Consider the following 15866-nt stretch of genomic DNA (forward strand, 5'->3'; position numbering starts at 1 on the left):
ACCGGCCTGGCACCGACCTGGCACCGACCTGGCACCGACCTGGCACCGACCTGGCACCGACCTGGCACCGACCTGGCACCGACCTGGCACCGACCTGGCACCGACCTGGCACCGGCTTGGCACCGGCTTGGCCGGGACCCTTGTTTGCCACCTTTCTGCTTGTGCGCAGAAAGGTGGCGCCAAAGACGCGCTCTTCTCAGCGGCCAGAGTCAGGCCACCTCGCGGTGGCCTTCCGCTGGCCGACGTTTGGGCTTCCTGCAACCTCGTAGTTGGTTCCGGCTGACGCCGTCACCACCTGATTCAGGTTCAGCCCTGCGGGCTTCACCTCACGCATCCTACTCGTCATCCCCCGGCTTGACCGGGGGATCCCATGGCTTGGGCGAGACGAAGCCGCATCCCTTCCCTCGCGCCCCACGGCGGGATGGGGGCGTGCTCATCCCACTGTCAGCCCGTCTTCGAGCCTTCGTGTCTTCGTGCGCACTGGGTCTTGAGGGTGATGCTGCCACAGCCGAGGCAAAGACCAAGCCCATCTATGTCCTCTGTGTCCCTGTGCCTCTGTGTTGATTGCCTTGTCCCAAGAAAAAACCCGACACGTGTCGGGTTCTTGAGATCATGTTGTGGTGGCCTCAGGCCCGCTTGCGCTCCTGGCGGGCAGGCAGGGTGGCCGTGGAGCTTAGCTGCGGCGTGGCGGCCTCGGCGACCTCGCGCAGCACCAGGCGCGGGCGGCGCTCGCGGCGCACGGTGGCGGGGGTCAGCAAGACCTCCTCCACGTCCTCGCGGCCGGGAAGTTCGAACATGGTGTCCAGCAGCGCCTGCTCCACGATACCGCGCAGCGCGCGCGCGCCCGTGCGGCGCTTCTGGGCCAGCTTGACCACCTCGCGCAGGGCCTCCTTGGAGAAGGTCAGCTTTTGGCCCTCCATGTCGAAGAGGCGCTCGTACTGGCGCACGATGGCGTTGCGCGGCTCCGTCAGGATCTGCAACAGGGCTTCCTCGGACAGTTCGTCCAGCGCCGTCACCACCGGCAGGCGGCCGATGAGCTCGGGAATCAGGCCGAACTTGAGCAGGTCCTCGAACTCCACCTGGCGCAGGGTGTCGCCCATGGTCTTGTCTTCCAGGGCCCCCTGGGCGGCGCCGAAACCGATCTGCTTGTGGCCCAGCCGCTCGCGGATCATGGCTTCCAGCCCGTCGAAGGCGCCGCCGCAGATGAAGAGGATGTTCTTGGTGTTGATGTTGATCAGCTTCTGCTCGGGATGTTTGCGCCCGCCTTCCGGCGGAACGGAGGCCACGGTGCCCTCGAGCATCTTGAGCAGAGCCTGCTGCACGCCTTCCCCTGAGACGTCCCTGGTGATGGACGCGCTGCCTTCCTTGCGGGCGATCTTGTCGATCTCGTCGATGTAGACGATGCCCATCTCCGCCGCCTGCACGTCGTAGTTGGCCGCGTGCAGCAGGCGCACCAGGATGTTCTCCACGTCCTCGCCCACGTAGCCGGCCTCGGTCAGGACCGTGGCGTCGGCGATGGTAAAGGGCACCTGGAGGAAGTGCGCCAAGGTCTGGGCCAAGAGGGTCTTGCCCGTGCCCGTGGGGCCAATCATCAGGATGTTGGTCTTCTGCAGCTCCACGTCGTCGGCGACGTCCTGGCTGCGCACCCGCTTGTAGTGGTTGTAGACCGCCACGGAGAGCGCGCGCTTGGCGTCGTCCTGCCCGATGACGTATTCGTCCAGCCGGGATTTGATCTCCCGGGGCGTGCCGAAATTCTCCAACACGGGGCGCTTGCCGCGGTTGATGTTGCGCCGGACGATCTGCACCGAGGCCTCGACGCACTCGTTGCAGATGTTGACGTTGGGCCCCTGGATCATGATCTGCACTTCGTGGCTGGTGCGGCCACAGAAGGAACAGATGGCGATGGGGTCCTTGCGACGCCGCTCGTCGGCCATGGCTATTCCTTGTCCTTGCGCATGATGCTGGAGTGGGACTCGTAGACCTGGTCCACCAGGCCGTACTCCATCGCCTCGTTGGCGGACATGAAGAAGTCGCGGTCCGTGTCCTTGGCGATCTGCTCCAGGGGCTTGCCCGTGTGCTTGGCCAGGATCTCGTTCAGGCGCTCGCGCATGAGCAGGATTTCCTTGGCGTGGATCTCCACCTCGGAGGCCTGCCCATAGGCGCCGCCGGAGGGCTGATGGATCATGATCCGGCTGTTGGGCAGGGAATAGCGCTTGCCCGCCGTCCCCGCCGCCAGCAGCAGGGCGCCCATGGAGGCCGCCATGCCGATGCAGATAGTGGACACCTTGGGCTTGATGTACTGCATGGTGTCGTAGATGGCCAGGCCCGCGCTGACGCTGCCGCCCGGGCTGTTGATGTAGAGGTTGATGTCCTTCTCCGAGTCGTCGGCGGCCAGGAAGAGGAGCTGGGCCACCACCAAGTTGGCCACGTGGTCGTTCACGGCCGTGCCCAGGAAGACGATGCGTTCCTTGAGCAGGCGGCTGTAGATGTCATAGGCCCGTTCGCCGTGGGCCACTTTCTCGATGACGGTCGGAATCAGCACCGCTGATCCTCCAGTTTGCGCCTCCGCTTAGGACGCGCTGTCTTCGGACCCTTCGGCCTCGGTCTCGTCGCTCAGCGTGGCGGATCCGCGCAGGAAGCCCAGCAACTTGCGCTCCTGCAGCTCGATGGCCATGCGCTCCAGCGCACTGGCCCGCTTCAACTGCAGGCGGGCGGCCTTTGGTTCCTGGCCCGTGGAGGCCGCGTAGCGGACGATCTCCTCCTCGAGGTCCTGCTCGCTGACCTCGAGCTTCTCGGCCTGGATGATCGCCTGGCTCACCAGACTCCAGCCCAGGTTGCGCTCCACCTCGTCGTGGTAGCTGCGGCGTACGATCTCGTCGTCGATGGGGTTGTCCGTGCCCTTGCGCGCCTGCTCGATGATCGAATCCAGCTGCTGGTGGATCATCTTCTCCGGCACCTGGACGGGGTTGTTGGCCATCACGGCGGCGATCAGCCGGTTGTTCACGGCCGTCTCCAGCGAGCGCTCCAACTGCAGGGCCAGGTCCTGGCGGACGCGGTCCTTCAACTCCTCCAGCGTGTCGAAACCGGGAGGGACCTCCTTGGCGAAGTCGTCGTCCAACTCGGCCAGCTGCGGGCGCTTCAGTTCGTGCACCAGCACGCGATAGTACTCGGTCTTGCCGGCGGTGGCGGGGTCCGGGTCGTCCTCGGGGTTGACGATGTCGAAAGAGCGGGACTCGCCCGACAGGGCGCCCTGCATCTTCACGTCGAAGTCCGGGCCGTACTGGTTGCGCCCCAGTTCGACGCGGATGTTGCGGTAGAGGCGGTTGGGCAGATCCACGCCCTCTTCGTCCGTCTCCTGGATGTCGCAGACCAGCTGGTCGCCGGGGGCCGCGCCCTCGTTCTCCAGCGGCGCCCAGTTGGCGTACTGCTTGCGCAGCTGCTCCAGGGCCTTGTCCAGATCCTCGGCGGTGACCTCGCGGCGCGGGCGCTTGACCTCCAGGCCCGTGTAGTCCTTGACCTGCACCCGGGGCGCCACTTCCACGACGGCCACGTAGGTGAAGTCCCCGCCGGGCTCGTGGTCCATCTTCTCGATGATGCCCTGGTCCAGCGGCTGCAGACGCTCCGAGGAAAGGGCGCGCGGGTAGGTCTCGTTCAGCAGGGCGCTGAGGGTCTCGCTCAGGGCGCGCTCGCCCAGCATGCCCTTGAGCAGGCCGGCGGGCACCTTGCCCGGACGGAAGCCCTTGACGTGGGCCTTGGCGCCCAGCTCGCGCAGTTTCTTCTCCATCCGCTCTTCCACTTGGGAGGAGGGAATGGTCACCGTCATCTCGACCTTGGTCGGCTCAAGTTCCTGGATCGTGATCTGCACCCTGGCTCCTTACACACGTTTCAGCGGCCGGCCGGACTAGAGGGCGCCGGCATTCCTGGGATTCACTCCACGAATGCGGGAAGGGGGACTTGAACCCCCACGCCCGAAGGACACAAGAACCTAAATCTTGCGCGTCTGCCAGTTCCGCCATTCCCGCAATTGGACTTCTTCGGAGGGATGAAGATAGAAAGAGGCCGCTGGCAATGAAAGCTGTGGGCGGGTCACGACCCGCGCGACCCGCCCACAAGACGCCGGCCGGTCACTTTCCCCCGCTCCGCTCCGGCGCCGCCGCAGCGCGCCTGGAGGGAACTCCGGCCGGGTCGACGGCTGCCGCCGGAGGAGACGGCATCCGGTTGGCGTGCCCGATTTCCGGGTGCGCCGCGCCCAACATCCCCAGAGCAAGGCGAATCGTCCCGGGCTCCTCCGCCAGGAACGGGACCAGAGTGCCAGTTGGGACGGGCGCCGGAGTTGTCCTGGATCACGGCCGGGACGTGCTCGAAGGCCGGATCCTTTGTATACAGCGAGGAGTGGCTGGTGGTCCGCTAGTCTCGGGCGGAGCGCAGGCGGGCCAGTTCGTCGGCCAAGAGGCTGAGATTCTCGTCGCGGAGCAGCGGCGAATAGGCACGCTCGCGGCGGGTCTGGGCCGGATCCCAGTCCGCCTGCAGCAGGCCGGGGTCGGCGTGGTCCAGGCCGGCCAGGCGCAGGCCGGCAGGGGACCAGTAGCTGCTGCCACCCCAGAAGCCCACGCCGTCGTCGAAGCCGCAGCGGTTGCAGAACAGGATGGGCGTGGACTGCATTTTCGCGTGGGCCGCCAGCAGGCCGTACCAGACACGGCCGTTTTCACCGCCCGGGCTCTCCATCCAGCCGGGGGCGGAGGCGGGGCGCGGTGTCAGGCCGCGCAGCGGGCTGGCGGCGGGGGCCAGAAAGAGCTCGGCGCCGTCCTGGGCCAATAGCAGCGGCGCGGCCGCGTGCCACCAATCGTTGCAGATCAGCAGGCCCAGCCGGCCCAGCGGCGTGTCGAAGGCGCGGATGCGCTCGCCCCGGGCGAAGAAGCGGCCTTCTTCGAAGAGCCCGTAAGTGGGCAGAAAGACCTTGCGCTGCACGTGGATCAGCTTCCCTTCGGCCAGGAAGGCCTGGGAGTTGTACAACAGGCCGCGGCGGTCACGCTCGGCGAAGCCGACGCAGAGCGCCAGTTGCCGGCTGGCCTCCAGCAGCGGCGCGAAGAAGGGATCCTCCGGGGCCAGCGCCACTTCGGCCACCAGATCGCGCAGGGCGTAGCCGGTCAGGGAGAGTTCCGGGAAGAGCAGCAGCTGGACGCCGGCCCGCGCCGCCTCCTCGGCCACAACCAGGTGTGCCGCCAAATTGGCCGCCAGGTCGCCCAGGAGGGGGTTGAATTGCGCGGCTGCTACTTGCATTGCGATCTCACCTGTTGCGCGCTCTGTTCCAATCTCACCACGAAGAACACGAAGACCAAAGAAGACCACGAAGAGACAGATGAAGGATCATTGGCGCTGGGAGGCGAAGCCGATTTCTTCCCCCGCCGGGGGCGGGTCCGCCAATGGCGGGGGAAGGGACTTGGCTATCGCCTCAACGAAGGTCCCTTACAGCGCCTGAGCTTCGTGCTCTTCTTTCTTCTTCCCGCTCTTCGTGGTGAGCGTGTCAGTTCCTGAGCGCCGTGGTGGGGGCCGGGATGCGGCCGCCGCGGCGGATGAAGATGCTGCTGTCCTGGGGCCGGACGGGCATGATGGGCGCCGCGCCCAGCAGGCCGCCCCAGTCCACCACGTCGCCCACGCGCATGCCGTGGACGGGGATGATCCGCAGGGCCGTGGTCTTGTTGTTCACCATGCCGATGGCCGCCTCGTCCGCCAGGATGGCCGAGAGCGTGGTGGCCGGCGTGTCGCCGGGGACGGCGATCATGTCCAGGCCCACGCTGCAGACGCAGGTCATGGCCTCGAGCTTCTCAATGGAAAGCACGCCCTCCGCCGCCGCGCGGATCATGTTGGCGTCCTCGCTGACCGGGATGAAGGCGCCGCTCATGCCGCCCACGTAGGATGAGGCCATCATCCCGCCCTTCTTCACCGCGTCGTTGAGCAGGGCCAGGGCCGCCGTGGAGCCGTGGGCGCCGATGCGCTCCAGGCCCATTTCCTCGAGGATCGCGCCCACGCTGTCGCCCTCGGCCGGGGTGGGGGCCAGACTGATGTCCACCACGCCGAAAGGCACGCCCTCCAGCTTGGCCACCTGGCGGCCCATCATCTCGCCGGCCCGCGTGATCTTGAAGGCCATGCGCTTGATGGCCTCGGCCACGTCCACGAAATCCGCCTGCTGGCCCACCTCGCGCACGGCGCTGAGCACCACGCCCGGTCCCGAGATGCCCACGTTCAGCGTCAGGTCGGGCTCGCTGATCCCGTGGAAGGCGCCGGCGATGAAGGGATTGTCCTCCACGGCGTTGCAGAAGGCCACGAGCTTGGCGCAGCCGATGCTCTTGACGTCCTTGGTCAGTTCGGCCGTGCGCAGGATGATCTCGCCCATCAGGCGCACGGCGTCCATGTTGATGCCGGCCTTGGAGGAGCCGATGTTCACGCTGCTGCAGACGTGCTTGGTGGAGGCCAGCGCCTCGGGGATGCTGAGGATCAGCTCCTGCTCGCCCGGGGTCATGCCCTTGGAGACCAGCGCGCTGTAGCCGCCCAGGTAGTCCACGCCGCACTCCTCGGCGGCCTTGTCCAGCGTGAGCGCCAGCTCGAGGAAGCCCGCGAGCTTCATCTGCTCGCCGGGGATGGAGAGCGGCGTGATGGAGATGCGCTTGTTGGCGATGGTGATGCCCCAGCGCTCCTCCACCTGGCGGGCGGCCGCCACGTGGCGCGAGGCCAGCCGCGTGATCTTGTCGTAGATCTTGCGCTTCATGGTCTCCAGGCTGTCGGAGGCGCAGTCGCGCAGGCTGATGCCCAGGGTCACGGTGCGCACGTCGAAGTGCTCGCGCTCCGTCATCTGGACGGTCTGGAGGATTTCCTCGAAGGACCAAGCCATGGCTTACACCCTGTGCATGCTGACGAACACGTCCTCGTGCTGGGCCAGCACCCGCACGCCCAGCTTCTCCCCCACCTGGCCCAGGGCCTTCTTCAGCGCGGCGAAGGAGGCCGTCAGCTCCGAGATGTCCACGATGAGGATCATGGTGAACCAGTCCTGGAGGATCTTCTGGCTGATGTCGATGACGTTGCCGTTGAAGTCCGCCAGACAGCGGGCCACCTCCGCCAGCACGCCGGCCTTGTTCTTGCCGAAGACGGTGACGATGACCTGCGTGCCCGAGCCCAGGTTCAAGTGCGAGGCGCTGAAGCCCGGCGTGCCCTCCAGGCCCGAGACTTCCTCCTGCATGCGGGCCAAGGCGTCGCGCACCACCTGCCGCACGTTGTCCGGGCTGGCCAGGGGGCCCAGCTCGTCGATGGCCTTGCGGGTCAGTTCCCGAATGGTGGCCTCACTGATCGCCATGGTCCGGCTCCTTTGCGCCCGGGAAGGCGGGCGGCACTTGGCTCTTGAATTCCGCGGAGGTCTCCAGCTCGTCCACGATGCCGATCACTGCGGCCTCCACGCTGATGTCCGGATTGGAGCCCAGGGCCATGCGCGCGGCGTGGCCGTAGGCGCAGATGACCAGCTCGCCCACGCCGGCGCCGATCACGTCCGCGCAGACCACCAGGTTCTCGTTGGTGGCCACGCTCAGATCGACGGGGTGGATGAGGAGCATGCGCAGGCTGCCCAGATTGGCGACCCGCTTGGTGGACCAGACGGTCCCGACGACTTTGCCGAGAAACATGGGCTGTCCTCTTTCCTTCTCAGCGGACCGACTCCAGCCGGCCGACGGAAGGGCGCGCCCAAAGTAGCAAAGAGGGCGGCGCGCTCAGCCGGGCGGGCAAGGAAAACGGCGCCCCGGGGCGCCGTTCTCGTGAAGCGGGATGGATCCACCGGCTAGAACTTGTAGCAGGTGATCTCCTTGTTGCCGGACTTGAAGAAGAGCCGGCCGCCCAGCTCGTCCACTTCGTACTCGGGCTCCTTGGTGCCCAGCACGACGGACTTCTCGTTGGCGCCCGTGGTCTTGTTCACCTGGATGATCCCGGCGCCGGACTTCTGCCCGCCCGGACCCACGTCGGCCAGCATGTAGACGTAGTTGTCCGAGGACTCGGACTGCTGGAAGCGCTGCTTCATCACCGGGTTGCTGGTGATCAGCGTGTACTGCTGGCTCATGCCCGTGGATTGGGCGCGGCCGTAGGCGGCGGAGGCGCTGGCGGCGTTGGCGGCCACGATCAGGGCCGTGGAGGCCACTTTGGCCAGCAGACCGGCCTGGGGCGCGCGGTTGTAAGTGTGGAAGATCTGCTTGCCCCCGAACTCATAGAGGGCCAGGTTCTGGCTGGACTGAAGCAGCAGGCCGTCCTTGCGCAGGGCCAAGGTGTGGGGGATCTCGCCGTCGCCCAGCTTGATCTTGTCCACCAGTTCGTGGTTGGAACCGTCCTTGAGGTCGATCTCATGGATGGCCCGGTCCGCGTAGATGAGGATCTTGCCGTCCTTCACCACGAAGCTGCTGGCGTTCTCCAGATCCTTGAAGGGCTTCTTCCAGGTCTGCAGGCCCGTGGCGGGATCCAGCACCGTGATGAAGGGCTTGCCCTTGCCCTTGATGCCGCCGGGGCCGCCGCGCACCACCAGGCCCTGGTTGGTGGCTTCCAGCTGATAGACGATGCCCTTGAGCTTGGCCGGTTTGGCCCAGGCCAGGCTGCCGTCGGAGACCTTCACCGCGGCCAGGGTCTGGTCCAAGGGGACGAACACGGTCTGGCCGTCCGCGCTCAGGGTCATCTGGGCGAAACCGCCCTTCACGGCGGGCACGTTCTTCACCTTGAGCTTGGAGGTCCACTTGACCTGGCCGGTCTTGGGATCCAGCATGCGCAGGCCCATGGGCGAGACCAACTCGAGGATGCCCTTGCCCTCCACGACCAGCGGGTTCTGGTTGCCGCGGATGCCCATCCGCAGCTTCTTCTTTTCCGAGATGGGGAAGACCGCCGGGAATTTCTTGTAGAGGCCGTCGTTGGCCCACATCTCATTGCCCGTGGCCAGATCCACGAGCTTGACGGTCATCTTGCCCTTCTTGCTCATGCCGTAGAGCAGGAGGCCGCCCGCCTCCGGCAGATAAAACTGGCCCGGGGAGTTGCCCAGTTCGAGCTTGGCTGAATCCCACTTGATCTCGCCCGTGGTCACGTCCAGCAGGTAGGTGGTGTTGCCGAAGCCCAACAGGCCGCCCTTGTAGGTCACCGCCGCGAACTGCGTGCCCGGCAGCATTTCGATGAAATCCTCGGGCATCTTCTTGAACTGGTCCAGCGACCAGGCCGTCTCGCCGCTGGCGGGGTCCAGCGCGAACAGGGCTTCCTCGGTACCCAGAATCAGGAAACCCGAATCGCTCAGCTTCTGCCACTGGATCTCGCGATCGAAGTTCTTCACCCATTCCGGCTGCAGGTCGCCGGCCAGGGCCAGTCCCGCGCTCAGCAGCAAACCCGCCAAAACCGTTCCGGCAATTCGTCGCATGTGACGCTCCTCCTGTTTCCCATTGTGTGACGTGAATCGCTCGGAGGAAAGTATCGGATGCGGGCACCCGCAAATCCAATAAGCAGGATTAACAGGTGTTGCGGTCTTGCGCGTCCCGAACCCGGATCAAAGCAGTCCAGCGGGCTGGCGCAGGGCCAGAAAAAAGCCCGGCGGGTACCGGGCTGGGGGAGTCACATCCGCGGGGGGGGCTGTGACGGAAGGCCGCGGGTCAGGCGGCTTCGCCGGTCTGCTGCTGCTCGGCGATCCGGTGGACGTAATCGTTGATCACGATCAGGTCGTCGATGGGCATGGCCGAGAGGTCCTTGAGCAGCTTCTTGATGATCACGCGCTTGACTTCATTCTTGCGCAACAGACCCTGCAGATCCTCCGAGAGCAATTGCTCGGGGCTCACGGAAAGGTACAGAAGACTGCTGATCAGATCGGAGATCGTCTCGATACTCTGGCGGTATGGCTTGCGGCCCGCCAACCACATGGATACCGTGGCTTTGGAGACACCGCACATTTTCGCCACATGGGCTTTTGTGATGCCCAAGTTTGCGAAGATGTACTTCAGGTTTTCGATGAAAACTGCCGTTTCCATTGACTATTTTCCTTTTAGTTCTCGCAGAAAATCCGTTGAATCCGACCAATCCCGCCACGTGTGGTGTCGGGTCGGCACCTCTGAACATAGGAAGGAGCGTGGAAAGGAGCAACCGGACGTGGTTTGAATTTCATCTGTCGTCCATAAAAAAGAACAGGACAGTCGGTCTCCCTTGAAATCTGGTTCATTTGAATCCACGATTCTTCTCTGGTCTTTTTGTTCATTTTCATCTTGAATCAGCTCGTGAGTTCATCTTTAATCCCCTCTCATTCCTGAAGATTCAGGACCCGCGCTTCGACGCCGGGCGGGTCCGCCGGGCGGAATCCCGGCAGGCGACGGCGGAACGGGTTCATTCCCAGCGGCCGTTTTTTGGTAGGTTTGGCCCAACATTCCAGGAGCATCCATGTCCATCTTCAAAGCCTACGACATCCGCGGCTTGGTTCCGGAAGAACTGAATGAAGAGACGGCCTTTCTCATCGGCCGGGCGGCGGGCGACTACTTCGGTGCCCGGCGCTTTCTGGTGGGCACGGACGACCGCGCCAGCCGGGACAGCCTCTTCGAGGCCTTCGCCCGCGGGCTGCGCGCCCAGGGCGTGCAGGTGGTGAGCATCGGCAAGGTCTCCACGCCGATCCTCTATTTCACGGCCGCGGAACTGGACTACGACGCGGGCGTGATGATCACGGCCTCGCACAATCCCGGCCAGTACAACGGCTTCAAGTTCTGCCGACGGGACGCCGCCCCGGTGCCCGAGGAGCAACTCCAGGAACTGCGGCGCCGGGTGGAGAGCGCGGACTTCCAGTCCGTCCCGGCCCGGGTGGGTCCGGCGGAGCAGCTGGACCCCTTCCCCGCCTACCGCGAATTCCTGCGCCGGCGGATCAACTTCCACACGCCCTACCAGGTGGTGGTGGACGCGGGCAACGCGGTCTGCGGGCTGTTCGTGGGGGAGAATCTGGCTCTGACGCCCCTGCGCGTGGAGCCGCTCTACTTTGAATCCGACCCCAGCTTCCCCAACCACGAACCCAATCCGCTGCTGGAGGAGAACACGCGCGAATTGCGGCGCCGGGTGGTGGCCAGCGGCGCCGACCTGGGCATCGCGCTGGACGGCGACGGCGACCGGATGATGCTAGTGGACGAGGCCGGAGACTTCCTGCAGGGCGACCTCACCACGCTGCTGATCGCGCTGGGCCTGGTGGAGACCGGCCACCGCAACTTCGACGTGGTGATCGACTGCCGCGCCAGCCGCGTGGTGGAGGAGACCCTGCGCGCCCACGGCCTGTCCGTCACCAAGAGCCGGGTGGGCCACACTTTCATCAAGACCCTGATGCGCAAGCAGAAAAGCCTCTGCGGCGGGGAACTCTCCGGGCACTACTACTTCCAGGAGAGCCACTACACGGAGAGCACGGACCTGGCGCTGTTCACCATCCTGGCCATGATGGAGGCGCGCAAGGCCAGCCTGGCGGAACTCTGGCGCCCGCTGGCCAAATACCCGCAGTCCGGCGAGATCAACAGCCGCGTGCTCTCCGTGGCGGACACGCTGGCGCGCGTCAAGGCCGGGTTCCAGGACGCGCGCTTCAGCCAGATCGACGGCCTGACCGTGGAGTACGACTCCTGGTGGTTCAACCTGCGTCCCTCCAACACGGAGCCGCTGTTGCGCCTCAACCTGGAGGCCTCCTCCCAGGATCAGATGGAAGCGATGCGCGACAAAGTGCTGGCCGTGGTGCGGGCGGAAGGCGGCCAGGAGGCCTGAGGCTTCGCCCAATCGTCATCATGAAGAGGGCCCGTCGGGCCCTCTTTGCTTATCGTTGATCCGTCGCGCGGCCAGCCCTCCGCCTCAGGGCGTGAGCGGGACCAGGCTGTGCGGGTCCACGGCGGGCGGGGTCTCGTGACACGCGGCGCAGGCGCCGGCGGGATCCTCGTTCATACTCTTGAAGGAAGCGCCCCGGGTGAAGACGTGGGAGCTGCCGCGGCCGTGGCAGGCTTCGCACTGCACGCCGGAGAGTTCGCCGGTTTCGCGGTCGTTGAGCCAGCCGCCCTTCTCCAGCCAGCCGGTCACCGCGCGGCGGGTGCGCGCCACGTCGGCCGTGGCCTTGTCGCGCTGCAGCAGGCTCCAGCTGCGGGCGTGGGTCGACCCCTGCCAGGCCTGCCACTGCGCCGCGTGGCACTCCCGGCAGGTGGCCTGGCCCGAATAGCGCGTGGGGGCGTCCTCGCCGGGCAGGCTGCCCGACGCGATGCCCAGCCGCGCCAGGGTCTGCTGGCGCAGGGCCTCCAGCCGCCCCCGCTCGATGGCCTCCTCCCGGTCCACCAGGTTGCGCAGGCTCTCGGCCACGCTGGGATCCTCGCGCACGGTGGAATCCAGCGGCAGCAGGCTCCAGTCCGCCCGCAACAGTCGGCCGTCCCGCACTTCCACGTCCAGCTGTCCCAATCGGCAACCCCGGGAGCCCACGCCGGCCACGCGCACGTCGCCCACCAGGTGGGCCTCTTCTAAGGCCTCCGCGGCTCCGGTGACCAGCAGCAGATCGGCCAGGCCCTGGAGTCGGCCCGCCAGTTCTTCGGGAGCGCGCGGGCCCAAACCCGCCACCACCACCAGCACGTCGCACCAGGGCCGCAGCCGGCGGGCGCGTTCCACCACCCGCTCGTTCAATTGGGCCGGATCCACCCGCCCGGGTGCCGCGGCAGGATCCTGGTGGTCCAGCAGGCCCACCACCAGCCCGCCGCGCTCCGCCACCCAGGCCGTGTCCACGCCGAGCTTGGTGCGCGCCTCGTTCCAGGCGCCACCCAGCCAGCGCGTGTTGGTGTTGCGCTGGATCTGGTTGCGCTCCTCGTGGGGCAGGCGGGCGTCCTCCGGACCCAGCACCACCACGTCGTACCACATGAGGCCCAGCAGGCGGCTCAGTTCCAGGGCCGTGCGCCGGGCGGGCTCATCCAGCTCCGGACCGTGGAGGTTGCCGCCGTCCACCAGTATAAGGGGCGCTCCGCCGTCCTGGCGCAGCTCGCGCAGCTTGCCCGCCCGCCGGGCCAGCTCGCAGGACGGCGTGCCGCAGCCGCAATCCGCCAGGACGCCGCGGGTGTCCGCGCTGAACACCAGGCGCAGCCGGCCGCTGCGCTCGCGACAGCCCTGCCCCGCCGTCAGCGCCAGCCCCAGCGCCAGGATCATGACCCACCTGCCCGGATGTCGCATGCCGCACCCCCGTGTTACACGGCGCTCAGGATACCAATCGCCCGAGCCCGCGAGGCGGGGTCCGGGTCAACGCGAAAGCGGGCGGCCTCGTCGTGAGACCGCCCGCCGGGAGCCGTCAGTTCTTCTTGTCGCCCGGTGGCGGCGAGACGGGCGTGGTGCCGCGCTGGGTGGGCGGCAGCGCCGTGCTGGTGGGTTTGGGCTTGGTGGCGGCGGGGGCCTTGTCACCCAGCTTGAGTTTGTCCCCCGGTGTCAACGTGGCCTTGGGCGCCGTGGACTCCGGCCCCTTGGGCGCGGTCACCGGCGTGGCGGCCAGCGCCGGATGCGCCAGCTTCAGCCCGGCCTGCAGATCGAAGTTGGGCGAATTGGTCGTGTCGTGGCAGCGCAGGCAAGTGGTCTCCGGCTTGATCAGGGTCTCCAGCGCGCCGCCCTTGCTCTTCACGTGCTCGCTGCCCCGCCCGTGGCAGGATTCGCACTGCACGTTGTACAGGTGCGAGCTCTCGCGCCGGTCCACGAAGCCGCTCTCCTCCAGCCAGCCCGTCACCGAACGCTTGACCTTCTGCTCGTTCTCGCTCTCGCGGTTGCGGATCAGGTCGCTGAAGGTCCGGCCGTGCACGGTCTGGCGCCAGGAATTGTGCTGGTCCATGTGGCACTCGCGGCAATCCTTCTCCCCGGTGTAGCGCAGGGGGCTGCCCGCGCCGGGCATGTCCGCGGCCTTCAGGTTGAGCAGGGCCAGCTTCTCCAGCCGCAGCTTCTCCAGGGCGGCCTGCTTGACGCGCTCCTGCTCCAGCTTGAAATCGTCCATCAGCTGGGTCACCACGGGATCCACCGGCAGGTCATGGCCCAGCACCACCACCTGGTAGTCCGTGGCCACCAGCTTCTTCTCCTTGTTCAGGAGCAGGTCGAAGCGCGCGATATGCCGGCCGCGGTCCCCCGCGTTGCCGATGGTCACGCTGCCTTCCCGGCGCGGCGTCATCCAGGGCGTGTTCACACCGCCGAGGATCATCATGTCCACCAAGCCATTCACCCGACGGGCGAGGGGCTCGGGATTGTTCACGTCGGTGAAGGCCACCATGGCCACCACGTCGCAGCGCTTGGCCAGATCCCGGGCGGTGGCTTCCAGGTTGTCCGCGATCTCCTCGGCCTTCATGTTGTTGGCGATCCAGCTGGGATCGACGTAACTGAAGACACCGACCCGCACCCCGTCAAATTTCTGGATCCAGACTTCCTGGACGCCCTTGGGCCGACCCGATTCGGCGAAGTTCGTGCCGATCCACGGGAAGGCCGACGCGGCCAGCATGGCCTGACGCAGGCTGTCCGGCAGGGCGTAGTCCTTGGGGCCCATCACGGCCAGGTTGTACTTCTGCCGACCCATCATCTTCAGGATGAAGCCCGCCTCACGAACGGCCGCGTCATCCTTCTTGAAGGAATGGATGTTGCCCGCGTCCACCAGCACCATGCGTTCGGCACCGATCAGCGCGCGCAGGCTGTCCACCACATATTGACGCCTGGCAAGACCGCCAAGCTTCTTGCTGTGTCAGCCACAGTCCTCGAGGTAGCCGGTACAATCCGAGGTGAAGACCAACGACAGCTTGTAGCTCTCACGGGTGGCACAGCCTCCGTTGAGGAAGCCCATGAGCAGCAGGAAAAATGCAGCTGCGGGAAAAAACCGTCTCATGCTCGCTCCAGTCCTGAATCCGCGCGGTCACCGGCGACCGGCGCGCAATGGTAAAGCCTTCCAAGCTATCCTGCAAACTGGCGGTCCGGGTTCGGGTCTGCCGTCCGCGTGTCCAGATCGTCCAGGCGCCGCAGGAAATCCCCCAACACCCAGGCCGTCATGCCCCAGACCCGGGCGCCGGGGAGGGGAAACTCCCAGGCCGCCTGCCCGCGCAGCCAGGCCGGCTGAGCCAGCTCGGCCAGTTCCGCCACGGGCGTGAACCACAATTCGCTGCTCTCCGCGCTGCCCAGCGCCACCCTGGCCCCATCGTCCAGCCAGCCCACCACGGGCACCACGTGATGCCGCGAGACGGGCACGCGGATCGTCCCCAGCGCGCCCAGCAGCCGGACCTGGCCGGGATCCAGCCGCACCTCCTCCAGCGCCTCGCGCAGGGCCGTGGCCGCGGGATCCGCGTCCCCGGGATCCATCCGCCCGCCGGGCAGGGCGATCTGCCCCGCGTGCTCGTCCAGGTGCGCGGAGCGGCGCACCAGCAGCACCTCGGGACCCCGCCGGCCCGGGCGCAGGGCCAGCAGCACGGCAGCGGGCCGCTCCCCGTCCCGGCACTCGGGCGGCCCCGCGGGCAGGGGATCCAGCACGGGCGCCAGCCGGGCCGGTGTCAGGCCGTCGCGACACAGCAAACGGACGCCCCTGAACGGCGGGGGCGGCGCGCCGGTTCCCGCCGGGGGCGGGCTTTTTTCATCGGCCGGAGTCATTGGGTAATCCACTATTCCCTTCCCCCTGCAAGGGGGAAGGTTAGGATGGGGGTTCACCGCATCTTGTTCATCTGTCGGATGCCTTGTTTTCCACCTTTCTGCTTGCGCCAGAAAGGTGGCCCAACGCCTGTCATCCCCCGGCTTGACCGGGGAATCCCATGCCCTCACTGGTTCTCCCGGAGACTGCCGGAGGCCTTGTTTTCCACCTTTCTGCTTGCGCCAGAAAGGTGGAGCCA

The 15866-nt window shown here is 66.7% G+C and carries 14 protein-coding genes and 1 tRNA gene; 1 reads left to right on the plus strand and 14 read right to left on the minus strand.

Annotation, left to right across the window (positions count from 1 at the left end):
* Nucleotides 1-626 precede the first annotated feature (626 nt).
* From clpX to WC326_13945, 10 genes are all read right to left on the minus strand, one after another.
* On the minus strand, nt 627-1934 hold the full coding sequence (clpX, locus tag WC326_13900; protein ID MFA7332158.1) for an ATP-dependent Clp protease ATP-binding subunit ClpX: 1308 nt from the start codon (nt 1932-1934) through the stop codon (nt 627-629).
* Nucleotides 1935-1936: 2 nt separating this feature from the next.
* Nucleotides 1937-2542 carry an ATP-dependent Clp endopeptidase proteolytic subunit ClpP gene (clpP, locus tag WC326_13905; GenBank protein ID MFA7332159.1) on the minus strand — a complete coding sequence of 202 codons (606 nt, stop codon included), beginning with the start codon at nt 2540-2542 and terminating at the stop codon, nt 1937-1939.
* 27 nt (nt 2543-2569) lie between these two features.
* Nucleotides 2570-3865 (minus strand): trigger factor, encoded by a 1296-nt coding sequence (tig, locus tag WC326_13910; GenBank protein MFA7332160.1) that lies wholly within the window; start codon nt 3863-3865, stop codon nt 2570-2572.
* A gap of 74 nt (nt 3866-3939) precedes the next feature.
* A tRNA-Leu gene (locus tag WC326_13915) sits at nt 3940-4022 on the minus strand.
* A gap of 385 nt (nt 4023-4407) precedes the next feature.
* Nucleotides 4408-5280, minus strand: a complete 873-nt coding sequence (locus WC326_13920) for a nitrilase-related carbon-nitrogen hydrolase (protein MFA7332161.1) — start codon at nt 5278-5280, stop codon at nt 4408-4410.
* 244 nt (nt 5281-5524) lie between these two features.
* Complete coding sequence (locus WC326_13925; protein ID MFA7332162.1) at nt 5525-6889, minus strand: PFL family protein; 1365 nt, start codon at nt 6887-6889, stop codon at nt 5525-5527.
* Between the two features lie 3 nt (nt 6890-6892).
* The gene (locus WC326_13930; GenBank protein MFA7332163.1) at nt 6893-7348 is read right to left on the minus strand and encodes an ACT domain-containing protein; all 456 of its coding nucleotides are present in this window, start codon (nt 7346-7348) and stop codon (nt 6893-6895) included.
* Nucleotides 7335-7670 carry a EutN/CcmL family microcompartment protein gene (locus WC326_13935; protein ID MFA7332164.1) on the minus strand — a complete coding sequence of 112 codons (336 nt, stop codon included), beginning with the start codon at nt 7668-7670 and terminating at the stop codon, nt 7335-7337. Before WC326_13935 ends, WC326_13930 begins: the two co-directional genes overlap by 14 nt.
* Nucleotides 7671-7822: 152 nt before the next feature.
* The gene (locus WC326_13940) at nt 7823-9424 is read right to left on the minus strand and encodes a PQQ-binding-like beta-propeller repeat protein (GenBank protein MFA7332165.1); all 1602 of its coding nucleotides are present in this window, start codon (nt 9422-9424) and stop codon (nt 7823-7825) included.
* A 229-nt stretch (nt 9425-9653) separates the two neighbouring features.
* Nucleotides 9654-10025: a helix-turn-helix transcriptional regulator gene (locus WC326_13945; protein MFA7332166.1), complete on the minus strand. Its 372-nt coding sequence runs from the start codon at nt 10023-10025 to the stop codon at nt 9654-9656.
* Between the two features lie 403 nt (nt 10026-10428).
* On the opposite strand from WC326_13945, the gene WC326_13950 reads away from it, so the two are divergent.
* A complete protein-coding gene (locus WC326_13950) occupies nt 10429-11772 on the plus strand; it encodes a phosphomannomutase/phosphoglucomutase (GenBank protein ID MFA7332167.1) in 1344 nt (447 codons plus the stop codon).
* A gap of 84 nt (nt 11773-11856) precedes the next feature.
* Here WC326_13950 and WC326_13955 read toward each other — a convergent pair whose 3' ends face one another.
* From WC326_13955 to WC326_13970, 4 genes are all read right to left on the minus strand, one after another.
* Nucleotides 11857-13179 (minus strand): multiheme c-type cytochrome, encoded by a 1323-nt coding sequence (locus WC326_13955; protein ID MFA7332168.1) that lies wholly within the window; start codon nt 13177-13179, stop codon nt 11857-11859.
* A gap of 139 nt (nt 13180-13318) precedes the next feature.
* Nucleotides 13319-14695 carry a multiheme c-type cytochrome gene (locus tag WC326_13960; GenBank protein ID MFA7332169.1) on the minus strand — a complete coding sequence of 459 codons (1377 nt, stop codon included), beginning with the start codon at nt 14693-14695 and terminating at the stop codon, nt 13319-13321.
* 42 nt (nt 14696-14737) lie between these two features.
* Nucleotides 14738-14878, minus strand: coding sequence for a hypothetical protein (locus WC326_13965; protein MFA7332170.1), 141 nt, complete (start codon nt 14876-14878; stop codon nt 14738-14740).
* A 65-nt stretch (nt 14879-14943) separates the two neighbouring features.
* Entirely contained in the window at nt 14944-15555 is a 612-nt protein-coding gene (locus WC326_13970; protein ID MFA7332171.1) for a CoA pyrophosphatase, read from the minus strand.
* Between the last annotated feature and the right edge of the window lie 311 nt (nt 15556-15866).

Source organism: Candidatus Delongbacteria bacterium (assembly GCA_041675285.1).
Classification (GTDB): Bacteria; CAIWAD01; CAIWAD01; order CAIWAD01; family CAIWAD01; genus CAIWAD01.

Bases quoted from the DNA above. Each gene is read 5' to 3' on its own strand.
- clpX (MFA7332158.1), bottom strand. From the start codon at position 1,934: ATGGCCGACGAGCGGCGTCGCAAGGACCCCATCGCCATCTGTTCCTTC.
- WC326_13920 (MFA7332161.1), bottom strand. From the start codon at position 5,280: ATGCAAGTAGCAGCCGCGCAATTCAACCCCCTCCTGGGCGACCTGGCG.
- WC326_13925 (MFA7332162.1), bottom strand. From the start codon at position 6,889: ATGGCTTGGTCCTTCGAGGAAATCCTCCAGACCGTCCAGATGACGGAG.
- WC326_13930 (MFA7332163.1), bottom strand. From the start codon at position 7,348: ATGGCGATCAGTGAGGCCACCATTCGGGAACTGACCCGCAAGGCCATC.
- WC326_13935 (MFA7332164.1), bottom strand. From the start codon at position 7,670: ATGTTTCTCGGCAAAGTCGTCGGGACCGTCTGGTCCACCAAGCGGGTC.
- WC326_13940 (MFA7332165.1), bottom strand. From the start codon at position 9,424: ATGCGACGAATTGCCGGAACGGTTTTGGCGGGTTTGCTGCTGAGCGCG.
- WC326_13945 (MFA7332166.1), bottom strand. From the start codon at position 10,025: ATGGAAACGGCAGTTTTCATCGAAAACCTGAAGTACATCTTCGCAAAC.
- WC326_13950 (MFA7332167.1), top strand. From the start codon at position 10,429: ATGTCCATCTTCAAAGCCTACGACATCCGCGGCTTGGTTCCGGAAGAA.
- WC326_13955 (MFA7332168.1), bottom strand. From the start codon at position 13,179: ATGATCCTGGCGCTGGGGCTGGCGCTGACGGCGGGGCAGGGCTGTCGC.
- WC326_13965 (MFA7332170.1), bottom strand. From the start codon at position 14,878: ATGAGACGGTTTTTTCCCGCAGCTGCATTTTTCCTGCTGCTCATGGGC.